Annotated in this window: 18 protein-coding genes; 2 read left to right on the forward strand and 16 right to left on the reverse strand. The window is 46.1% G+C overall.

The features are described 5' to 3' along the window. Nucleotides 1–110 precede the first annotated feature (110 nt). From glgB to ACYVF1_RS07720, 5 genes are all read right to left on the reverse strand, one after another. On the reverse strand, nt 111–2,147 hold the full coding sequence (glgB, locus tag ACYVF1_RS07700; RefSeq protein ID WP_461077233.1) for a 1,4-alpha-glucan branching protein GlgB: 2,037 nt from the start codon (nt 2,145–2,147) through the stop codon (nt 111–113). 114 nt (nt 2,148–2,261) lie between these two features. Next, entirely contained in the window at nt 2,262–2,609 is a 348-nt protein-coding gene (locus ACYVF1_RS07705; RefSeq protein ID WP_461077235.1) for a hypothetical protein, read from the reverse strand. A 5-nt stretch (nt 2,610–2,614) separates the two neighbouring features. Next, nucleotides 2,615–3,130: a hypothetical protein gene (locus ACYVF1_RS07710; RefSeq protein WP_461077237.1), complete on the reverse strand. Its 516-nt coding sequence runs from the start codon at nt 3,128–3,130 to the stop codon at nt 2,615–2,617. A 3-nt stretch (nt 3,131–3,133) separates the two neighbouring features. Next, nucleotides 3,134–4,801: a putative maltokinase gene (locus tag ACYVF1_RS07715; protein WP_461077239.1), complete on the reverse strand. Its 1,668-nt coding sequence runs from the start codon at nt 4,799–4,801 to the stop codon at nt 3,134–3,136. Between the two features lie 246 nt (nt 4,802–5,047). Next, the gene (locus tag ACYVF1_RS07720) at nt 5,048–5,449 is read right to left on the reverse strand and encodes a hypothetical protein (RefSeq protein ID WP_461077241.1); all 402 of its coding nucleotides are present in this window, start codon (nt 5,447–5,449) and stop codon (nt 5,048–5,050) included. 200 nt (nt 5,450–5,649) lie between these two features. Here ACYVF1_RS07720 and ACYVF1_RS07725 point away from each other — a divergent pair, with 200 nt between their 5' ends. Further along, nucleotides 5,650–6,111 carry a GNAT family N-acetyltransferase gene (locus tag ACYVF1_RS07725; RefSeq protein ID WP_461077243.1) on the forward strand — a complete coding sequence of 154 codons (462 nt, stop codon included), beginning with the start codon at nt 5,650–5,652 and terminating at the stop codon, nt 6,109–6,111. A 46-nt stretch (nt 6,112–6,157) separates the two neighbouring features. On the opposite strand, the gene ACYVF1_RS07730 is transcribed toward ACYVF1_RS07725, so the two are convergent. From ACYVF1_RS07730 to ACYVF1_RS07760, 7 genes are all read right to left on the reverse strand, one after another. After that, entirely contained in the window at nt 6,158–6,523 is a 366-nt protein-coding gene (locus tag ACYVF1_RS07730) for a hypothetical protein (protein WP_461077245.1), read from the reverse strand. A gap of 638 nt (nt 6,524–7,161) precedes the next feature. Continuing rightward, nucleotides 7,162–8,880 (reverse strand): CAP domain-containing protein, encoded by a 1,719-nt coding sequence (locus ACYVF1_RS07735; protein WP_461077246.1) that lies wholly within the window; start codon nt 8,878–8,880, stop codon nt 7,162–7,164. Nucleotides 8,881–9,125: 245 nt separating this feature from the next. Beyond that, nucleotides 9,126–9,356, reverse strand: coding sequence for a hypothetical protein (locus ACYVF1_RS07740; protein ID WP_461077248.1), 231 nt, complete (start codon nt 9,354–9,356; stop codon nt 9,126–9,128). 240 nt (nt 9,357–9,596) lie between these two features. Then, nucleotides 9,597–10,310 carry an SGNH/GDSL hydrolase family protein gene (locus ACYVF1_RS07745; protein WP_461077250.1) on the reverse strand — a complete coding sequence of 238 codons (714 nt, stop codon included), beginning with the start codon at nt 10,308–10,310 and terminating at the stop codon, nt 9,597–9,599. A gap of 681 nt (nt 10,311–10,991) precedes the next feature. Continuing rightward, nucleotides 10,992–13,478 (reverse strand): TonB-dependent receptor, encoded by a 2,487-nt coding sequence (locus ACYVF1_RS07750; RefSeq protein ID WP_461077252.1) that lies wholly within the window; start codon nt 13,476–13,478, stop codon nt 10,992–10,994. Nucleotides 13,479–13,762: 284 nt separating this feature from the next. Then, the gene (locus tag ACYVF1_RS07755) at nt 13,763–14,488 is read right to left on the reverse strand and encodes an outer membrane beta-barrel protein (protein WP_461077254.1); all 726 of its coding nucleotides are present in this window, start codon (nt 14,486–14,488) and stop codon (nt 13,763–13,765) included. A 202-nt stretch (nt 14,489–14,690) separates the two neighbouring features. Beyond that, entirely contained in the window at nt 14,691–17,300 is a 2,610-nt protein-coding gene (locus ACYVF1_RS07760) for a penicillin-binding protein 1A (protein ID WP_461077256.1), read from the reverse strand. A 21-nt stretch (nt 17,301–17,321) separates the two neighbouring features. Between ACYVF1_RS07760 and ACYVF1_RS07765 the strand changes: the two genes are divergently transcribed. Continuing rightward, nucleotides 17,322–17,474, forward strand: a complete 153-nt coding sequence (locus ACYVF1_RS07765; protein ID WP_461077258.1) for a hypothetical protein — start codon at nt 17,322–17,324, stop codon at nt 17,472–17,474. A 96-nt stretch (nt 17,475–17,570) separates the two neighbouring features. Here the strand turns inward: ACYVF1_RS07765 and msrB are convergent, their stop codons facing one another. The 4 genes from msrB to ACYVF1_RS07785 form a co-directional block, all read right to left on the reverse strand. After that, entirely contained in the window at nt 17,571–18,086 is a 516-nt protein-coding gene (gene msrB, locus ACYVF1_RS07770) for a peptide-methionine (R)-S-oxide reductase MsrB (protein ID WP_461077260.1), read from the reverse strand. A 145-nt stretch (nt 18,087–18,231) separates the two neighbouring features. Continuing rightward, the gene (locus ACYVF1_RS07775; RefSeq protein WP_461077262.1) at nt 18,232–19,047 is read right to left on the reverse strand and encodes an anti-sigma factor; all 816 of its coding nucleotides are present in this window, start codon (nt 19,045–19,047) and stop codon (nt 18,232–18,234) included. Further along, nucleotides 19,044–19,598 (reverse strand): RNA polymerase sigma factor, encoded by a 555-nt coding sequence (locus ACYVF1_RS07780; RefSeq protein ID WP_461077264.1) that lies wholly within the window; start codon nt 19,596–19,598, stop codon nt 19,044–19,046. The genes ACYVF1_RS07775 and ACYVF1_RS07780 overlap by 4 nt, the downstream gene beginning before the upstream one ends. Nucleotides 19,599–19,774: 176 nt before the next feature. After that, the gene (locus tag ACYVF1_RS07785) at nt 19,775–20,203 is read right to left on the reverse strand and encodes a hypothetical protein (protein WP_461077266.1); all 429 of its coding nucleotides are present in this window, start codon (nt 20,201–20,203) and stop codon (nt 19,775–19,777) included. Between the last annotated feature and the right edge of the window lie 54 nt (nt 20,204–20,257).

The raw sequence follows: 20,257 nt of genomic DNA on the forward strand, positions 1-20,257 counted from the left end.
GCAGATTGATGGATTTTCAGGATTTTGTTAATTGATGGAACGCTTCGAAGAAGCGAAAAACAAAATCCTGAAAATCCATCAATCTGCTCAATCCCGGTTCAGAAACCTTTTTAGACAGCCTTTAGTACCACTGCTCCCAATGGCGGTACGTTAATCTGGAGGGATTGCGGACGGCCATGCCATGCCTCTTCTTCGCTTACTAACGACTGGCCGTTAATAAATCCGCTACCGTGAAACTCAGTAGCGTCGCTATTGAATACTTCCCGGTACGTACCGGCAGCCGGAATACCGATTCGGTAATTCTGACGTGGCATAGGTGTCATATTCAGAACAATCAGCAACGTATCGTTAGCATTATTTCCTTTTCGGAGATACGTAACGATACTATTTTCGCGGTCTGTCGTGTCGACCCATTCAAAGCCGTCGGCTGTAAAATTCCGTTCGTACATGGCTGGCTCAGTTGTGTACAGCCGATTCAACGCTTTTACGCAGGCCGCCATGCCTTTGTGCGGATCAAATTCTAGCAGATGCCAATCGAGACTGGCATCGAATTTCCATTCCGACGTCTGCCCAAATTCGCCACCCATAAATAGCAGTTTAGTGCCCGAATGGGTAAACATATAGGTAAACAGCAGCCGTAGGTTGGCAAATCGCTGCCATTCGTCGCCGGGCATTTTAGACACCAGCGAATGCTTGCCGTAAACTACTTCATCGTGCGAAAGCGGCAACATGAAGTTTTCAGTGAAGGCATAAATGGTACTGAATGTTAACTCGTCCTGATGGTACTTGCGGAAAGCCGGGTCACGTTCGAAATACCGTAACGTATCATTCATCCAGCCCATCATCCATTTCATACCGAAGCCCAACCCGCCTGTATACACTGGTCGCGATACGCCCGGAAAAGCGGTAGATTCTTCGGCAATGGTCTGTGTATCAGGAAATTCTTTGTAGATGACTTCGTTCAGTTCCTTAAACAACGAGATAGCTTCCAGATTTTCGCGACCGCCAAACATGTTAGGTTCCCACTCGCCGGCGTTACGTGAATAATCGAGGTAGAGCATCGACGCAACAGCATCTACCCGCAAACCGTCGGCATGGCAGCGGTCGAGCCAGAACAGGGCGTTGCTTAGCAAAAACGAACGTACCTCGGGGCGCGAATAATTGAAAACGTAGCTTTTCCAGTCGGGATGATACCCTTTTCGCATATCGGGGTGCTCGTACAGGTGCGACCCGTCGAACTCGTACAGACCATGTGCATCGCCCGGAAAGTGAGACGGAACCCAGTCTAGAATGACACCGATACCAGCCTGATGGAGCCGTTCTACAAGCTTCATAAAGTCCTGTGGTGTACCGAATCGGCTGCTGGGCGCGTAGTAACCCGTAATTTGGTAACCCCAGGAAGGCGCGTATGGATATTGCATCACAGGCATAAACTCAACGTGCGTGAAGCCCATATCCTGGACGTAAGGCACCAGCGCATCTGCAATTTCGCCGTAGCTCAGTTCGCGTTCGGGGTTGCTTGGGTCGCGTCGCCAGGAGGCTAGATGCACTTCATATACCGAAACAGGGGCATTGAGCGCATTTTTGGCGTGTCGGTTAGCCATCCAGTCCTGGTCTTGCCATTCGTAATACGTATCCCAGATGAGCGAAGCGGTTTTGGGCGGAATTTCCCAGGAATGAGCATAAGGATCGCCTTTTTCCAGCTCACGGCCGCTTTCGTGCACGATAAAATATTTGTACACTTCGCCCCGGCCGATATCGGGAATAAAAACTTCCCAGATACCCGACGAATCCCAGCGGACGCTCATCGTATGGCTGCCTTTGTCCCAGCCGTTGAAATTGCCAATAACGGCAACGTAGCGGGCCGAAGGAGCCCAGACAGCGAAATACGTACCAACAACGCCGTTGTACTCAACAGTATGTGAACCGAATTTTTCGTAAAGACGGTAATGTTTTCCCGACCGAAATAGGTGAACGTCGAAATCCGTAAAGCGGGAATAATCGCCTTCCTGCATTACAGGTTCAGTCGTCGCTGTGGTTTCTGATTGTACTTTTTTACGAGTTGCTGGTTTAGCAGACGTAGTATTTGCCGGTTGTTCGGTTTCGGGGGTAAGAGACGGTGAAGTCGTAGTTTTACGTTTTGCCATAGGTTTGAACGAATAGCGTTCTAGTGAGTGAACCGTATCAGGGCCGGAAAGTTAGAAAAAAACTGGGATGGGTAAAGCGACTATTATTTTTCAATAGCAATCGGAAGAATTCCGCTAAGCGCAACTCCACTGTCTGGCTCCCTTTTCCAGAATGGCATCGATGGCCTCTCTGTCTAACGTATCAGGCTTCGTGATTTTCAGGCAACTCTTCCCGTTTCGAACCGATTTAATCCGATACTTGTCTTGAGCATCCAGCTCAGGTGATGCGTCCAGAGGCATTAAATAGAGTATAAGGTATTTATCCGTCAGTCGAAGGCCGGCAAAGTACTGGCCGATTAGTTTAAATTCCTCAATTCCACCCTTCGGCGTGTTGCCCGTTTTGGAAGTATAAGGTTGGCTAGTCATGCCATCGATGTCGAGAAGCTGCTCCCGCAGAGAATCGTGTAATTCTTGTAATGTCATGATTTTTAGGGGGTTTCTTTAGTTACGATTTCAGCCTCGAACAATTCCAGCAGATCCTTTCGAGATCGATTGCTTTCATACTTGAAACCAGCCATGGTTATCGCATAGGCAAACACAATCATTCCCAACGGAAGCAGGGCAATTGGATTAAAGTGATTTTCGCTCCTAAACAGGTTTGCCCAAATGCCTGTGAGAAACATGCTAATGAAACCGACCCAGCCACATAGAAAAACAATTACGAAGGGGTGAAGCCCCATTTTAACCTGTACCGTTGTTTCCTGAAAACCCGACTGAATAACTCCACTGATTTGCGGTAAAAATGAGTTTCGGTAGCGGATGATTCGCGTTATGGTGAACTGATTACCAACGATTTCACCCTGGTAAGGTTTTTCGGAACTAGACCAGAGAAGCTCAAAACGAAAAGTACGTTTTGGCTCAACCGAATCCAACAGCCGCGTAATAATTTCTGATTCACATAGTCTGGTCCGGTACGTTATGCGCTCGTAGGGCAACAGAATCATGATCTATTTGGGCTGGAGTAACCCAGTTTGCAGCATAGGCACATCGGGTACTACGTTCCCGTCGCTCAGCCGGATTTTTTCGATTTCACGTATTACATCGATGATACCTTTCAGGGGGATTTTAACCCAGGCGGGGCGATAGCTAATCTCATAACCCAATTCGTAAACGGCTTTCTCCAACAGATAAATCAGCAGAAGAAAATTGATTTCGCTGTTGTTTTTAAAGAGCGGATGCGGTGCCCCAAACACGTCCAGATACGCATCGAGGAACGTATCACGGATGAGGTAGAACCATCGATCCGATACGCGCTGAAGATGGTTCGGGTCCAGGCCTTCGGTTTCGGTCGAGTTGAACAGTTTGGCCGAAACCGCGTAATGGTACGAACGTATCATGCCCGCTACGTCTTTGAGGGGCGAGTGCTTGATTTTTCGTTCGGCGATGCTGCTTTCGGGTTCGCCCTCAAAATCAATGATAACAAAATCTCCCTGCGACGTAGCGCCCGACACGGCCAGCACTTGACCCAGGTGGTAATCGCCGTGGATACGGATACGTAGCGAATCGAGTGGGCGGTTGCGGAAATCGTCGATGAACGTTTCGATCATCTCTTTAGCTTCCATAAATACCCAGGCCAGCCGCTGCGCCTGCGGGTCGAGTTTGGTATAATTGTCAATCAAGAGCGCATACCGCTGGTTGAGCAAATCCTCAAATCGCTTTATCAGAAACTGGCGATACGCATCGGTAAAGGGCTCTGGCGCAAAGGCGGCTTCGGCGCCGGGTTTGTATAATGCACAGTGCAACTCGCCGGTACGTCGGCCAAGCAGTTCAACTTTATCAAAAACGTCTTCGCGAATGGCAAACATTCGGTTGGGAACACCGTACAGAAAATCGTTGAGGTAATCGCCGGTCTGCATCCAAGAATCTTTCTCGTTTGGCACCATGCGCTGCACCATGCCCAGCGTTACGTCGGGAGAGTTGCTACGTTGCCAGATAATACTTCCACCGAAAGCCGGAATATTCGCAAATTCGCTCTCATCCGTTAGAAAGGCCACCATATCGACTTCGGGGTTGGTTTCCTGAAAAAGCTTTCGGTAGAGTTTTAGGAAATATTTATCGCCAAACGTCATGGCGGAATTACTCGAATCGACGGGTAAAACGCGTGACGGTAACGTAGCATCGCCCTCTTCCAGCCCATTCCCTCGATGAAACGTTAGTGTTCCGGCTGCTTGATCTGTTTTCTGATTTGTATAAATGCCTGAAAATAAGGCCTTCCGGAAACGTTCGTCATAAATAGCATCAATCAGGAGGCCAGCTTGACCATTCAGCGCTACGTTACTGATACGCCCTTTTTCAGGAATTGCGTCAGCCAGCATATCTTCAGGTGAATCGGCCTCTTGCGGAATGAACGATACGGGAAGCAGGTAATTTTCGGGAATTCCATCGACGTAGCGAGCTTCCAGAATCAGCAAATAAGCAACAGTCTGGTCGGGTAGGGGAAGCGCGTGAATGGTTGAAATTGAAATTCCCTGCTGCTGACGGGCCTTTCCCGCAAACCAGCGGCACGAATTGACGTAATCGGGAAGAATTGTCTGAGCCAGATTTTCCCAGAATTGATTGTCAGCCGCTACGTTAGACCAGGCAGTATTGGAAGTGATGGATTGGGCCGCGAACATGATAGTTTACTTAAGAAAGTTTTTGTCAACGCTGAACAGGTACACCTCTTCAGGCTGATACGTTGGTCGGAGCGCTACGTTAGTAAGCACTTACGCAATAACGCACTTATTTGAAAACAAAAAATTTCTGATTTTAAAATAACAGTAGGTGGCGTTTCTACCAAACTCGGACTAGTGGGACTGACCCGAAACAAAAAAGCCAGACCGGTTAAATCGGTCTGGCAAAGGAGGTAGTGTATTGAAATGTTAGTTATTGATGGCAACGGCCTCAATGGTACGTTGAGGGGTTTGAGTAGCAATTGTAATGGTTTGGCGCGTTGTGTCAACGCCGTTGGTGATTTCTAATTGATATGTACCATTAGGCAATTCGCTCAGATTCAGTCGGCTACGATACATGCTTTCGTTTCTGTTCAGCCGTTGGCTGTAGAGTTCTTTTCCGTCGGCATTTTTCAGTACAATATCGACGTAGCCACCTTTTTCTTTATCAAGTGCAATTGCCAGCTTACCATTAGTAGTCATGTATATACCCGTCTTAAACGTAGCAGCTTTCTCTGCACGACGACCTGGATTGGTATCGGCAAATGTGTTGGCAACTGTAACGAAACCCAGGGTGAGGGCAAGAGCGAGAGATTTTACGAGCGTTTTCATGGCAGTATGTTGTTTTAGTTCTTGTTCTAAGCAGGTCGGGTTTGTCCCGATTGGTGAAACAAAGATATAGGCAGTAGATGGTACTATGTATTGCAAACTACTGGAACGGTTACTGGAAAGGATAAACGGTTTAGCGAGGAGATACTACGTTAATAATTCTTTTAACAGTGCGATAAAAGCGCTAAAAAACGGTAAACACCATGAAGCTCCTTCCTATATATAAAACCCTAATCGAAAATGATCACCTTCTGAATGAGCCTGACCTTGACGTGATGCTCCCTATGACTATTGAGTTTTTTGATAGAATAGGGTATGAACCGCCTTGGATTGGCTATGTGGCCGATCTTAACGGTACGTTAGTAGGAAGTGCGGCATTTAAGGGTAAGCCCAAAGATGGCCGCGTTGAAATAGCGTATGGCGTATTTTCTCAATTTCAGCAGAAAGGCATTGGCACCGAGATTTGTAGACAATTAGTCAGATTGGCATTGCAGACCGATGCGTCTGTTATCGTTACCGCCCGAACGCTACCGGAACCGAATTATTCGACACGTATTCTGAAGAAAAATAATTTCGTTCTGCTCGGGACTGTTTACGATGAAGAAGATGGTGACGTCTGGGAATGGGAATATCGTGGAAGTGTAGTGAATGGCCCTCAGCAGTAGCTGTTACGTTTCGGTAATAACGTGCCGGGTTTAGGATAGTAAATGATCAATCGTGTAGAAATGCGTTCGTTTTGGTTACGCTATAGGCTTCATAATCGGGGCCGTCTATAACTGGTTGGGGGTGCATAATAACGCAGACCTGGTTCTGATACTGCGTACTGCCTCGTTGCTGAGGAGGTTGCGGAATACAAACAACATAGTTTACGACCCGATCAACTACGTACCGGTCTTCTATATCCTGTTCGCCGGGTCGCTTAAAGCGAATAACATCGCCGTGTTCGTAACGAGGCATAAAAGAGAAGCGTTGTCGAAAGATTTCTATATGCTGCGAATGAGAATTTACTTCGACAGCATAGAGTACAAATACATAAGGAATTGTCAGGCGGTTTTCTCCGTAAATCGTAATGTCCATAGGTTAATTAGTCTCACAGGCAACCAACCTACGAAGAAAAAATACGTCTGTCAAATAATTAGTGTAAACGGTAGGTTGGTAACTTAGAAGAAATTAATAAGTAATTATAACTAGCTAAATATTACATTTATTGATATGAGTAAAGTATAAGTAAATACTTTGTCTTAATTGTTTATATTTATATATTAATCGGTATGTGAAGCTGATGCTCTGGAAATTAGCTTTAAATGGGGCTTCCTATGGTGATATGAGGTAATTCCCAATGCTTGGGTTTAATATACTTAGTAAAGTATATTGGATATATAAAACTTCCACTGCGTTGATTTTAGTAGATTGATTTATTCAGTATGAAGAATGTAATCACTAACCGAATGAGGCTGCATAAAAACGTCAGTCATACTAATGGCCTAAATGTGACCAATTAGGTACTGTTTCGTATATATAATTCCTTTTAGGAAATTTTATTTTTACACGTAATCATAAATGCCAGCTCTTTTGGGGCTGGCGTTTTTTGATTTACCGATTGTTCAAAATATGGGCTATTATTCAATTAAAATATTGATTGTCTATGAAAAAAATCCCCGGATCACGCATAACGTAAGCCGGGGTGTATTGCCACTAATTTATAGGCAATTGCTTTATGGGACTACCTTCAAACGCGCTCCTGACTGCAAAGAAAGCCGACCTCCATTTTGATAGATGACTCTTTTTACCTGCGTGGTAACTCCTGCGCTTAAAGTGACCTGATGGGCAATGCTGACCTGATCGGTTGCCAGTGGAACACGGTTGCATGACCAGGTCGAAGGACTATTCCAGTTTCCATTCTGAACCGTCGCCATAACAGGGCAGGAGGATTGTATCCACAGACCATAATCATCAACTTGCCCACCCGTTGTGAGGGCGCACGCACTGTTCGTTGAACCGGGGCCATCGGCCAGCACCCGCATGCGCAGCAACGTATTGGTGGGGGCTGTGGTGGGAATAGTTATTACTGCACTCGCACTGTTTGCCGAACTTGTCAATACCAGTTCTCCCGTATCGGTAAATAGTCCATTCCCATTGTAGTCAATCCAGACACGCAACCGGTGGATATTAGAAGAAACACCCTTCAGATTCATCGTATAACTGCTTCCTGCGGTAACCGTTGTCTGCGTAACGCACGATAAGTCGGTGTAATTTTGCCCGTCGTTACTGGCTGACGAGGACTGCGTGTCAATCGTGTTGAAGCGGAAAAAGTCTGTTCCATAAAAAATACTCAGGTCGCCTGATACCGTTACAGGGCAGGCAGCTATCGGGCTCTGGCCGGGGCAGGTTGTGCCTGGATCAATCGCTACAACTGTGTAGGAATAAGGAGCCTGAGTCGTTCCGTTTCGGACAACGTTCGATACCGTAACCCGATACGTTTTATCAGCAGAGCCGTTCCAGGCCAGATCCGTCGGAAGCAGATTCCACGCAAGTGTGTTGTCTCCATAACCACTCACTGGCGCGTGCGTCGTAAGGCTAAGCGGAACTCCTAACTCATCCTGAACCGTCACCGTAGCTGCCGAAAAATTAGCGCCGGGAATGCTAAAAGACCAACGAGCAGGAATCAGATTACGAGGCACATAACCCGCCGGTGGAAAAGCGACATAGGGAGGAAGAGAAGCAGGTGTTGCGCCAGGATTGGCAATCCAAAGAGCATCGGCAAAACCGAAAAGCGGATTGGCGGCTCGAGTGTTGCCATGACCAAAACTGGTCGCTCGCGAATACAGAATCCAACGCCGATGCCCAACGAAATCATTTCCAGGACCGGTATCATCTATATATTGCTTGACAGCCTGGCTGGAATGATATCCTAGGCCCAAATTAGAATTAGAAGCCCCGTTATATCCCTGGCTTGAGTAGCAGAGTGAGGTAGAAGCAGGTTCGTGGTCGAGCTTATTATTAGCCCCCATTATCAGGGCCGCGGCCTGAGTGTCGGTATTGCGGCTCGGATCGAAAGTCATATTGTCGGGTAGACCTACTAGTCGGCGGTAGTAGTTGATACGCTGAATGGTACGGTCCTGGGCCAACTGAGAGATACTTCCTGGAGTGCAGGTCGCTAGGTTACCCGTCCAGTTCAACTGATTATCGCTCACTGTAGAACCCAGGAAATTCTGGAAATAGTCAGCAATAACAGCCGAACGATTCCAAGGGTCTATGAGCGTTTTAGCTGGTTTAGGCGTCTGTATGACCACAGTATCGTACGTTGATTGGACGTATCGTGGCGCTTCGTTTAACTGGTCAGTGGGAACTTGCTGGGCAACGGATCGGATGGATACCAACAGGCTGACGTACATACCCCACCAAATAAGTCGATCTATGAAGAGCTTGCGCATATACTTATGAAATTATGGGCTGTGAAGATATTTTCAACTGAATCTATTAGTTAAAAATAGTATAATCTATAGAAATCTACTAGACTTAACTTACTGGTTTTTGGATTAATGAAAACTATAACGTAGCAGGATTTGCCTACGGGTTAGACGTAGTTGAAATTAGAATGAAATGTCTGGCAGAATTAGCTATTGATTAGCAGAATGAAGTAGAGAACTATTCCAGAAATGATCGCTCTCTTAACAGATTAGTGTCGAACCTCTGTAATCAACCGATTATATAAATGTAGACAGGCTTCACGCTCAGTATCGAATGTTTCCAACCCTGTTTTACTGCCTCGTTCACTATAGTATACCTGCCATCCGTCGGCAGTTTGATTCAGGCAATAGGCCTCGTGTGGCAGCCCGCCAGTCAAGCAATAGGCGTCGGCAGGAATGCCGGTTATGGCTAATCGATTCGCTAACTCCTGTCGGTTCATGTTGCCTTTTACTAGCGATTTACTATTGTCATTAAGCCAGTATAAAGATAGCTTTCTTTTTCAGACAGCATTAATTGGTAGGCAGTATGATTTAGGCTAAAATACACCCAGTATATGCGAAACGCCAACTTAATCGAAGCTGGCGTTTGTAAGTGTTGGGATAAACTCTCCTAAAATGAGTGGTGTAGAGAGCTAACAAACAGTAAAATACGTTAAAAAGTATGCGCGTTTCTTTACGTTTCAAAACCATTTCATCAATTCGTCGGCGATTAACGTATGACCCGCTACGTTCGGATGAGCGACATCAGTCAGGTATTTTCTTAGCGGCTCACCCTGCGCAACTTTCGCTTGAAACAGCGCATAACTATCTACCAGGCCAATATGATACTGTTTAGCCAGTTGTCGAATCTGAATTACGTTTTGTGCGAGTGTGGTTTTAAACGATGGTGCTTTATACCCGAGGTCAGCATTGGGCGTCAACAGGATCACTTTAATGTTTGATTTCTGAGCTTGCTCGATCATATCCTGCCAGGACTGACGGGCTTTTGCGAGTGTCAGTGCCCGATCATTGAGCCCATAGTCGATCAGTAATACATCGGGTTTATGGGTTAGCACATCAGATCGAAAGCGTGTATCTCCCTGTGCTGAATTTTCTCCCCCAATAGCCGTTACAATAATATTTATAACGGCGTATGGATATTTTGCTTTTAATCGACGTAGCAATAACTGTGGGTAAGAGGAAAACGTATTGACAACAGTCAGTGTAGAATAACCCGCTGGGACACTATGTCCGTGAAAAACAATATTAATTGGGTGACTCTGAGGCCATTGTTTACGAAGTTCATTTTTGACAGTCTTTAGGTATGAATCCGTAATTGCTACGTCATGAGTTGTTGATAACCCCTTGGTAGCTAGCAAACCAGCCAGAGCTAAAATGAAAATTACACATTTCATAAAGTACTTAATGGAGTTACAAGTCGACGTAATGTAAATATACTTAGTGGTATTTACTTAAAATCTTGCAAGTCATTAAATGGGTATTAAAAATGAATAACTGTAAAATAGTCAAGTAGTTAAATAGATTATAGGTATTGATTTACTTAGTTAAATTCTACTTTACTCTATGGAGTATCTAGTTGAAAAGATAAGAAAGCTGAAGGCTGCAACGTAATAGATACTGAATAAGTGAGCTAAGGTTTAGTTTATGAAGTAATTGGATAAATCAAAGTATTTTTCTGCAAGGGTGATGGAAGTTATGCTGGCAGTTCATTAAGTTGTAAAAGGCCGGCGGTAATGTGGGCTAAAACGCCTGAAGTTGGTATAGCCGTATTTAGTACAAGGAGATTGTAAAGGGATGGCTTAAGGAAGCAGAAAAGAAGATAGTGAAGGGAGCCCTAGACAACCCAGAAGAAATTGTGAACTGGTTTGTATGAAAATTGAATTGATGTCTTCGTTGAATTTTGTTCCTTACTTGTATCCAGCCAAATTGACTGAACTATAAATAAACAAAAAAGCCATTCCTCAAACTGGGAATGGCTTTCACGTTTTCTTAACCTAAACTAAGTCCGTTAGTATGTATGATGTGTCCACCAGAACTCTATATCATCCTTCATACATAGTATATCCTACATTTCTTTAGTTCTGCCCACCAGCCCGGCTTTGTTCGGCAGACGTGGCTGAATTACGCTGGCGTGCAGCTTTTACATTCTGATTACCAAAACGATACGTAAACGTCAACATGATCCGGCGGCTCTCCCAGCGCGACATAACCCGGAAGTCAATGTCCTGCACCACGGCCCGTCCGCTGAACTTATTCATCCAGAAAGGGTCGCTCACATTTAATTTCAGATTTCCTTTTCCATCCATCAATTTCTTCTGGACTCCCACGTTAAACGCACCCATTGGCTGTGCCCGGTAGAACCCATATTGCGAAGCAGAGTTGAACCAGCCCGATACTTCCGCCGATACGGTTTTGCTGAAGGTGAAGTTCTGAGACGTGTACAGATTGTATGCGACCAGTTTCACTTCGTAGGGCGTTCCTGAGTAGAACGTCTGGTAGTTCTGGTAGTACCCGTTGATATTATTCTGCATCCGCCACCATTTCGTTACTGTTACCGGAAAGCTCAGGTTCAGACCAATATTGTCCAGATGCCCCTGGTTTTCAGCGATTACGTACGTAATATTTTTCTCCGGAATCTGGCGAGGGGTTTCTCGGTTGATGAAATCGGTAGTCCGGCTGAAGTTAATAGACGTAGTAAACGCGCTTTTGAATACGTGGGTCAACTCAACCGAATTTGTGTATTGCGGTCTTAGGAATGGGTTACCCTGCTGATACGTATATGGGTCTAGATAGAAAACGAATGGGTTCAGATTCTGGTAATCCGGGCGGTCGATACGCCGGCTATATGAAAGATTCAGTACGTTGTTGGTATCCAGTTGCCGCGATAGAAACAGCGTTGGGAAAATGTTCAGATAGTTCCGGTCAACGGTTTGGTTGAGCGTTACCGACGTACCAATCGAGTGAGTGTGTTCGGCCCGTAATCCCGCCTGAATTTTGGTTTTCTTACCCAGTTTGCCGGCGTAGTTTATATAGGCGGCATTGATATTTTCATCGTACTTGAACTGGTTCGAGCGGCTGGCGTCGGGAAGCCACTGGCGGGTTTCCTGCTGCAACGTATCGTACAGGGTGTTGTTGTCGGCATTCACAAAACTGCTTTTCAGACCGGCTTCCAATTTGCCGCCATTTTTCAGCGGATGAATGTAATCCGTTTTGAACGCCAGAATATTAATGGCCGATGGCATCCGATTCACTACGTCCTGATTGGGGCGCGTCGTTACGTTCTCGGCATTCACGTAACTGGTGCTCAGATTGTTGGTGTTACGTCCGCCATAATGAACGTAGTCCGCGTCGACTGTCCATTCACGGCCTTTGCCAAACTCGTACTTGTAGTTAACGTTGGTCGTTACGTTGTTAAACAGGTTCTGGATACCAGTTTGAGTTATTGCCTTACTGGTCATCTGCCGATATTCATTGCTGATGATCGTATTGTTCACACCTGTCTGACTCCAGTTGTTCTCAAAACCATTGACCAACACACCTATCGTACTCTTCTGGTTGATAAAGTAATCAAGCCCAGCCCGATAAGAATGACCCACAAACTTATTGGGACGAAACGATGCCTGGTCGAAGTAATTAGTTGCTCCGTTGTATTTTATCACCCGGTTAAGCTCGTTTTGCTGCGCGCTCTCACGGTTTGTATAGCTATAGTTACCGAACAGGTTGACTTTCCCTTCGCGGTGATTCAGGTTTATTGATGAATTGAATTTCGGCAAGTCGTCGCGGGCACCACTTTGACTATTCACCCAGCCATATCCGGCACCTACGATGATATTTCCGTTCGTACCGAAATTCTTATTCTTCTTCATCTTGATATTAATAATCCCCGAATTACCAGCCGCATCGTATTTCGAGCCAGGATTAGTAATAATCTCAATTGAAGCAATGTTATCGCTCGGCGTATTTTTTAGCAGGTTCGAAACCTCCTGTTGTGAGAGGTACGTCTGTTTGCCGTCGATATATACAATAACTCCACCTTTTCCTTTTAGAATAATCTGATCGTTCTGGCGATCGATGGTTACGCCGGGAGCTTTTTCCAGAACTTCCAGTGCCGTATTCCCGCTCGAAACAATGCTTCCTTCGACATTCACAACGGTTCGGTCAACCTGTTGTTCAATGAACGGTTTCTGGGCAGTTACTTTCACCTCATTCAACGTTTTCGATTCTTCGGTCAGCGACAACGGACTCAGCTCCAGGCTAGGATGGGCTTCATCAATCGTGAACGGTACACTATACGTTTTCCGGTAGCTGACTTGTTGAGCCGCTACCAGATACTGTCCGGCGCCCACATTTTCGAAACTATATTTACCGTCTATATCACTGATGGCTCCTTTTACCAATGTAGAATCTTTGGCTTTCAGCAGCATTAACGTCGCAAATTCGAGTGGCTTCCCAGCTACCGTACCTACATTTCCGTGAACGGTTCCCCGCGTCAGAACCTGCCCAAAGGCAGTTGTCAGCGACAGCAAAAGGAGTAGGAGTATGGATGGTATAAGCGTTTTCATTTTAGTAGGTTGTTCAGAAGGTTGTTGTGCTGTTTTAAAGTACATGGCAAAGGTAGGTAGTATGTATCGCAAAGTACCTGTTCTTACACAAGCGGTCTGAACGCAAGGATGAGTGGATGTTTGTCGTGAGAAATACTGAGAAGAGTACGTCTAAAAGACACAGGTAAAAGCGAAACGTTGCATACAGAACCGGGATTTTAACAGGATTCAAAAGATTGGCAAGATTATAAGTCAGAAAACAGTACCTGCCAATTCTTTAAATCCTGTTAAAATCCCGGTTCAGACTACAGCTTTATTCCAACCGCCCACACGCTGGCGTCGGGACCCATACCCGAACGGAAGGGGCTGTCGGGTTCGTAGCGGAAGAAAAGTTTAGTGTGGCCGCGGAATCCAACCTCGGCAAGGTAACCCCAACGGGTAGAATTCAGATTGTAGCGATCGTGCGTACGGCTTGCGCTGCCGCCATCGGGTTTCACTTTGGTGTAACTGTCCAGCCGCATTCCGTAATAAGCCCCTGCGCTGATCGAGAAGCGTGACCGGAACGTAATGTTTACCATAACCGGAAGGTTGAGCTGCGCTGTAACGAGCTTCGAACGACTCAGATTAACAGGGGCGGCTTCAACGATAAGCTGCTCATTTTGTTTACGTAGCGTATTGTTGTTTTCGAACATAAAGTTGTTCCAGGCTACTTCTGGGCCAGTAATCAGGCGGAGCTTCGTAGAACCATTCACCAGTAGAGGAATTCGCTGCTGCCAAGCTAGTGCAAAAAAGCGTGAGCCCAGCGGACTAAATTCGTAACCCGTTGGTAAAGCACCACCGAAATTGTTGAAACCCAAATAGATTCCAAAATCCGACGTAACACGGTGATAGTTTCGTTCATGCTTAATTACATGTGTCGACGTATTATTCGTCGAGTCGTTGGTGGTGGTAATCGTAACCGTGGTTTGAGCGAACGTAACGGTTGATGCAGCCAGTAAAGCTGAGGTCAGTATGGATTTGAATGTGTTCATGTTGTAGTCAAAATAAGGGTTTAGGAAACTCATTTTTCAGTTGTTGTTTACTGTCTCCTTTCGTTATTTGACCAGTAGATGTAAGACCTCAGTACGTAGGTTGCATAAGAGATTATTTTTTTGAGAAAATTTTTGCGGATGCTCTAACGCAAAAAAGGCCAGCCCATGTTAGTAGGCTGGCCATCTGAGACTTAGGTCAATTTTAGGGTTGACTTTTTGTCGTGGTATCTTTCTGTTCCTTCTGCTCCTTTTGAAGCGGAATAGCGTCTGGAACTGGGATCGGCTGGAACAACGTCGAATCGGTCATCTCACCCGACGTATCTGTTGAATCACTTTCTTCCGAGCTTTCTTCCTCATCGTAACCACAATCCAGATAGTTCTTCGTAATACCAACTGGTTTCGGAAACGGTTGCTGGAGCGATTTAAATTTCGAGTCAGTATAGACCTTTTCCAGAAAGCGCCCAACGAGCGGTAAAGCCGTTTTTGCCCCTTCGCCCAAATCAGTTGACCGGAAGTGGATGCTACGATCGTCTCCACCTACCCAGGCACCGACTACTAGTTGATTGGACACGGCTACAAACCAGCCATCCGAGTTGTTGGACGTAGTGCCAGTTTTAGCACCAATCTCGTTTCGATTTCTAAACAGATTATAAGACCAGAGATTTTGAGACGTACCGCCCGATTCTTGGAGGCCACCTTGTAACATGTAGCGCATCAAAAACGCTGTCTCTGAGCTAATAGCGCGTTTATGGGGACTTGTAAATGTCTCAATAACATTCCCGTCGCGGTCTTCGATACGTTGTACAATCAGGGGGTCGGTCGTTTCGCCATCATTGGCAAATGTGCAGTAGGCACCCACCAGCTCATACAACGATACGTCTGACGACCCTAAGCCGATGGAGGGCACCGCCTGAAGTCGACTTTTTATGCCCATCCGACGAGCGTACTGTACCACACGTTCGGGTGTTACCTGGTCGGTTAACTGAGCTGTAATCGAATTGACCGAACGAGCCATCGCCCGACGTAGCGTCATGTTCGAATAGCTAAAGTAACCCACTGAATTCCGGGGCTCCCAGACCTTATCTTCGCCGTTTTCGCGATATTCTTTTCGGAACGGCTTATCCTGAATTCGGTCGCAGGGGGCCATGTTGATGAGCGTATCGTCGATGGCAGTCGTATAAACAAACGGCTTGAACGTAGAGCCCGGCTGGCGTTTTCCCTGTTTTACGTGGTCGTATTTAAAATAATCGTAGTCCAGACCACCAACCCAAGCACGGATGTAGCCCGAATGTGGGTCCATCGCCACCATACCCGCCTGCAAAAAATGCTTGTAATAAGCAATTGAGTCATAAGGAGTCATAAACGTTGAATCGTACCCCTTTTTATTGTTCCAGCTAAATACCCGCATTTTGTACTTCTTATTCTTCATGTAGTACATGATCGAATCGGGGTATAGAGGCATAAACCGGCGACTTAGGGTTTTGTAGCGTTCAGTACGTCGGGCAACGGAGTCAATAAAGCCAGGCAGTTCATTTCCATCTTCATCCGTCCAGGGGTTTCGACCGCGCCAGTGATTATCGAACGTGCGCTGTAATTGCTTCATTTTCTCACTCGTAGCTTCTTCGGCGTACGTCTGCATTTTCGAGTCGATGGTCGTAATGATACGTAGTCCATCGGTGTTGAGGTCGTATCCGTTTTCGTCCCCCCATTTTTTCACGTAGTCCTGAACGGCGTTTTTCAGGTAACTGGCTGGACCTGAATACGGATTTTCGGGCGTAAAATCAGTTTCGAGCGGCAACGCACTGATGGAATCCGCCTGGTTTTTAGTCAGGAATTTGTATTTCGCCATCTGCCCAATCACTACGTTCCGACGTTCTTTGGAACGGTTCGGATTTCGGAGCGGATTGTAGCTCGTAGTAGCTTTCTGAAGCCCTACCAGAACAGCGCCTTCCTGTACGTTCAGACTGTCGGGTACTTTGTTGAAAAACGTGCGGGCCGCTGTTTTAAGTCCGAACGCGTTGCTACCAAAATCGACCGTATTGAAGTAATACGTAATAATGTCGTTTTTCGAAAAATTACGTTCCAGCTTGAGGGCCATGAGCCACTCTTTCGACTTATAAATGATTTTCCGAATAAATGGAATCCGGGTCAGGATGCCCGTTTCCGATTTACGGCGGGTTTTGAATAGGTTTTTGGCTAACTGCTGTGTTATCGTCGACCCTCCACCTTCGCCACCAAAACTAATGATTGCCCGACCGAGGGCGCGAGGATCAATGCCACCATGCTCATAAAAACGGGCATCTTCGGTAGCAATAAGCGCATTGATTAACGGCTTCGGAATATTTTCGAATTTAATGGGGGTTCGGTTTTCGGCGTAAAACTTGCCAATCAATACCCCATCCTGCGAGTATATTTCCGACGCCTGGTTCAGTTTTGGATTCTTTAATTCCTCCACACTCGGCATAGGGCCGGTCAGGTAGAGAAAATTGTAGTTGAGCATAAAAACGTAAATACCCAACAGGAGCGATCCCCAGAGAAACCCTTTGGTCAGAAATTTCAGGTAAGGATAATACCAGGATTCAGGGTCGATATACTGGTGAACAAACGTCCGAAATCGCTCTCGATAACCTTTATAAGCGGATGCCCATGAACTAACGCGTTCTTCTCCAGCAATTCGGGCCGTCTGTTTATATAGCTGGCGACCCACACCACGTCTGACATCGCCCAAGCGTAATCCTCGCTCTTTAATACGTCGTCGGAATGCGCCAAAAGCGTGCCGTACAGTGCGGAATCGCTTCCTGTATTGACTCATGCGTTTTTAAAAAGAAAAACCTTGTATTCTGTAAAAGGTCACCCGAAAGCTATTAACCGGCTTAGAGTGTGGACAAACAAGGTATACATTACGTATCAGTCGAAGCTGAATAAATCGCTTAAACAGGCCCGACCGGGCACCAAATATAACGTATTTTCGGGCGATGTGATATAGAGCAGGCGTCCAGAAAACGCGAAAAACGAGAAGGGGAGGCTGAAAGAAACTATATCTAGCTCCTTTTCAGCCTCCCCTTCTCGTTTTAATGCTAAACTATTTCTTCTCAAACGTCATGGCAACGCCGTTCATGCAGTAACGTAATCCCGTTGGTTTAGGTCCATCATTGAAAACGTGGCCCAAGTGCCCGTCGCAAACGCTGCAAAGAACTTCGGTACGTACCATGCCATAGGATTTATCCGATTCTTCTTTTACCGCATTCTTGGCTATTGGCGTAAAGAAACTTGGCCAACCCGTTCCCGAATTAAACTTAGTGTCCGACGAAAACAGCGGGTTATGACAGGCCGCACAATAGAACGTACCGTGTTCGTGAATATCGTTTAATGGGCTGGTACCGGCTCGCTCGGTGCCATGCTCACGTAGCACAGCATATTGATCAGGCGTAAGGATTTTTTTCCATTCCGCATTTGTCTTAACGACCCGACGAGGTGGTTTATCATCAATCAGTGGTTTGGCATTTACCTGATTGAACGACCCTCCCGACCAGGTATTAACAAATGAAAAGCCCGATAATAAACAGGCGGCAAAGACGATTAATGAAGCGTATTTCATGGTTATAAGGTTTGTCTAAACTATACGTTTTTAGCCTACGTCTGGATTGACTAATTCCCGGAAAATTCCAATTTTAGGCTATAGCTAAAGCAGGGCACGGACTGTTACGTGTCTATTTATTTAACACCAAAATAGGGGAGCTCGTTCAACTATTGACGGGTGTCATAGCGAGCAGAGTCGTAAGAGTAGGAGTAGGACTTCCTCCGCGCTTTTCAACGGTTACAGCAAAGGCATCAGCCTGATTTATAGAACGATTCAAACGTTGTAGTAGCTGGTTACCATTGGTTGGGTCAAATACGCCAGCGTCTACAGGTTTACCTCCCACCAGCGACCAGAGTTGATACTGTTTGTCTGGCGGCAATGTTGGTAATGATTGCACCTGAATAGCCACTTCGTGGGTCTGCGTATTCCAGAAAACCACCATATTACCGTCGGGGGCTTTTTCATTTCCCCGCAAAGGGATTGTCCGTGTGCCTGGCTGACGCAGTAAAGCCAGTACCTGATCATTTTGCGATTGCTGTTCCCGTAATCCCTGAATATCCCCCTGCAACTTGGTATTCGATTCGCGCATCGAAGCCAGAGTTTTCTGGTTGGTACGTAGTTCAGACAATAGATATAAAGAAAAGAGCAGCAAAAACAATCCTACAGACGCTGCTACGATCCAGGTAGCTCGAAAACTTGAAATAAATGGGCGATCAACCGGTAATGGGCGGACGACGGTTTCTTCCGACTGTTCGCTAAAATCCAATTCCTTCAGTAACTTGGCTTTAACCGACGCGGGTGGCTCTACACTGTAGGACAGTGCGTATTGCTCGAAGGCTTCTGATAGCTGGTCGAGTTCCGCTTTTATTTCAGGATATATAGAGGATAGGCACTGAACCTCACGCCGTTCCTGGTCGCTTACGGCGCCCATCACGTAAGATTCTAAGATACCTGATTCTATGTACTCTGTTACGTTCATGACTTAAATAATTGCTTTAACTCCTGCAACGCGGCCCTAACTCTTGTTTTCACCGTACCAAGGGGAAGCTTCAATGCATCAGCGGCTTCCTCATGCGTATATCCGCCGAAATAAACCAGGTCGATAAGTTGCCTTCGATCGGGTCTGAGTTGGTCCACAACTTCCCTGATACCAATGTGATCGGGGTTAGGTTGCTCCGTGTTATGCTGGCGATCAACTATATGTACGTTTTCATCGTCAGTTCGGATTGCACCGGAAGGTTGTGTTTTGCGCGCACGTAGCGAATCGATAGCCGTATTGCGGGCTATATTGAGCAACCACGTAAATAAACGGCCTTTGCTGGCGTCGTAGGCGTCGAGGCTTTTCCAGATTTTAACGAAGATATCTTGTAAAAGGTCCTGCGCTTGTTCTTCTTCACGCACAATACGGAGCACCACACCGTAGAGTGCGGGTGAGTATTGATCGTAAAGCCATTGAAAAGCCTGTCGATCTCGCCGAGCGAGTTTTTCGATCAGGACATCTTCTGAGACTAGGGAAGACTGGCGTTTCACACAGAGGGTATTAAGTGAGTCAAATATAGGGAGAATTTTATGAACGTATAATGATAAAGCGTTATGATACGTATCTAACTCGGTAAATGCCAAAGCATCCCAAAGAACTAGAGCAGATGTTTTCCTCAACCTGTTGTTAGTTCTCTGAAATGCTTTGGCAGTCCGAAACGGTCAACTTACGGTTTGGGCGGGGTTGATGAGCTATTCGTTTTTGTCGAATTGGTTGTAGTACTCATCGCACCCTGTGTATTCGGATTACTGCCTGCTCCAGTAGGCGCATTCGTAACGTTGTTGCTGTTGTAATTTGTTGTGTTACTGTTATTTATAGACGTACCGTCGCTTGCCGAGCTTTGCTTGTATTCGGCATCCTGCACCGACGTATTGCTCCGGTTCTGTCGAACATTCTGTTTCATCGCTCGACGATTTTCGCGCATGGCTTTTCGCGACGATTTCGCTGGCATGGAATCTGGCGCAACTGCTCCCTGCGGATACGTTGTCGACGTAGCAACTCCGGTCGGTGTAGTGGGTGTCGTTTGAGCCCAGCTACTGGTAATACTCAGTCCAGCGGCAATAGCGAAAAGACCAATAGTTTCCTTGAGTTTCATAACGTTCTGAGTTAAAATATGGCTACCATTATCTTCGTTTTAACCTCTGTTTAG

This window comes from Spirosoma flavus, from assembly GCF_054778555.1.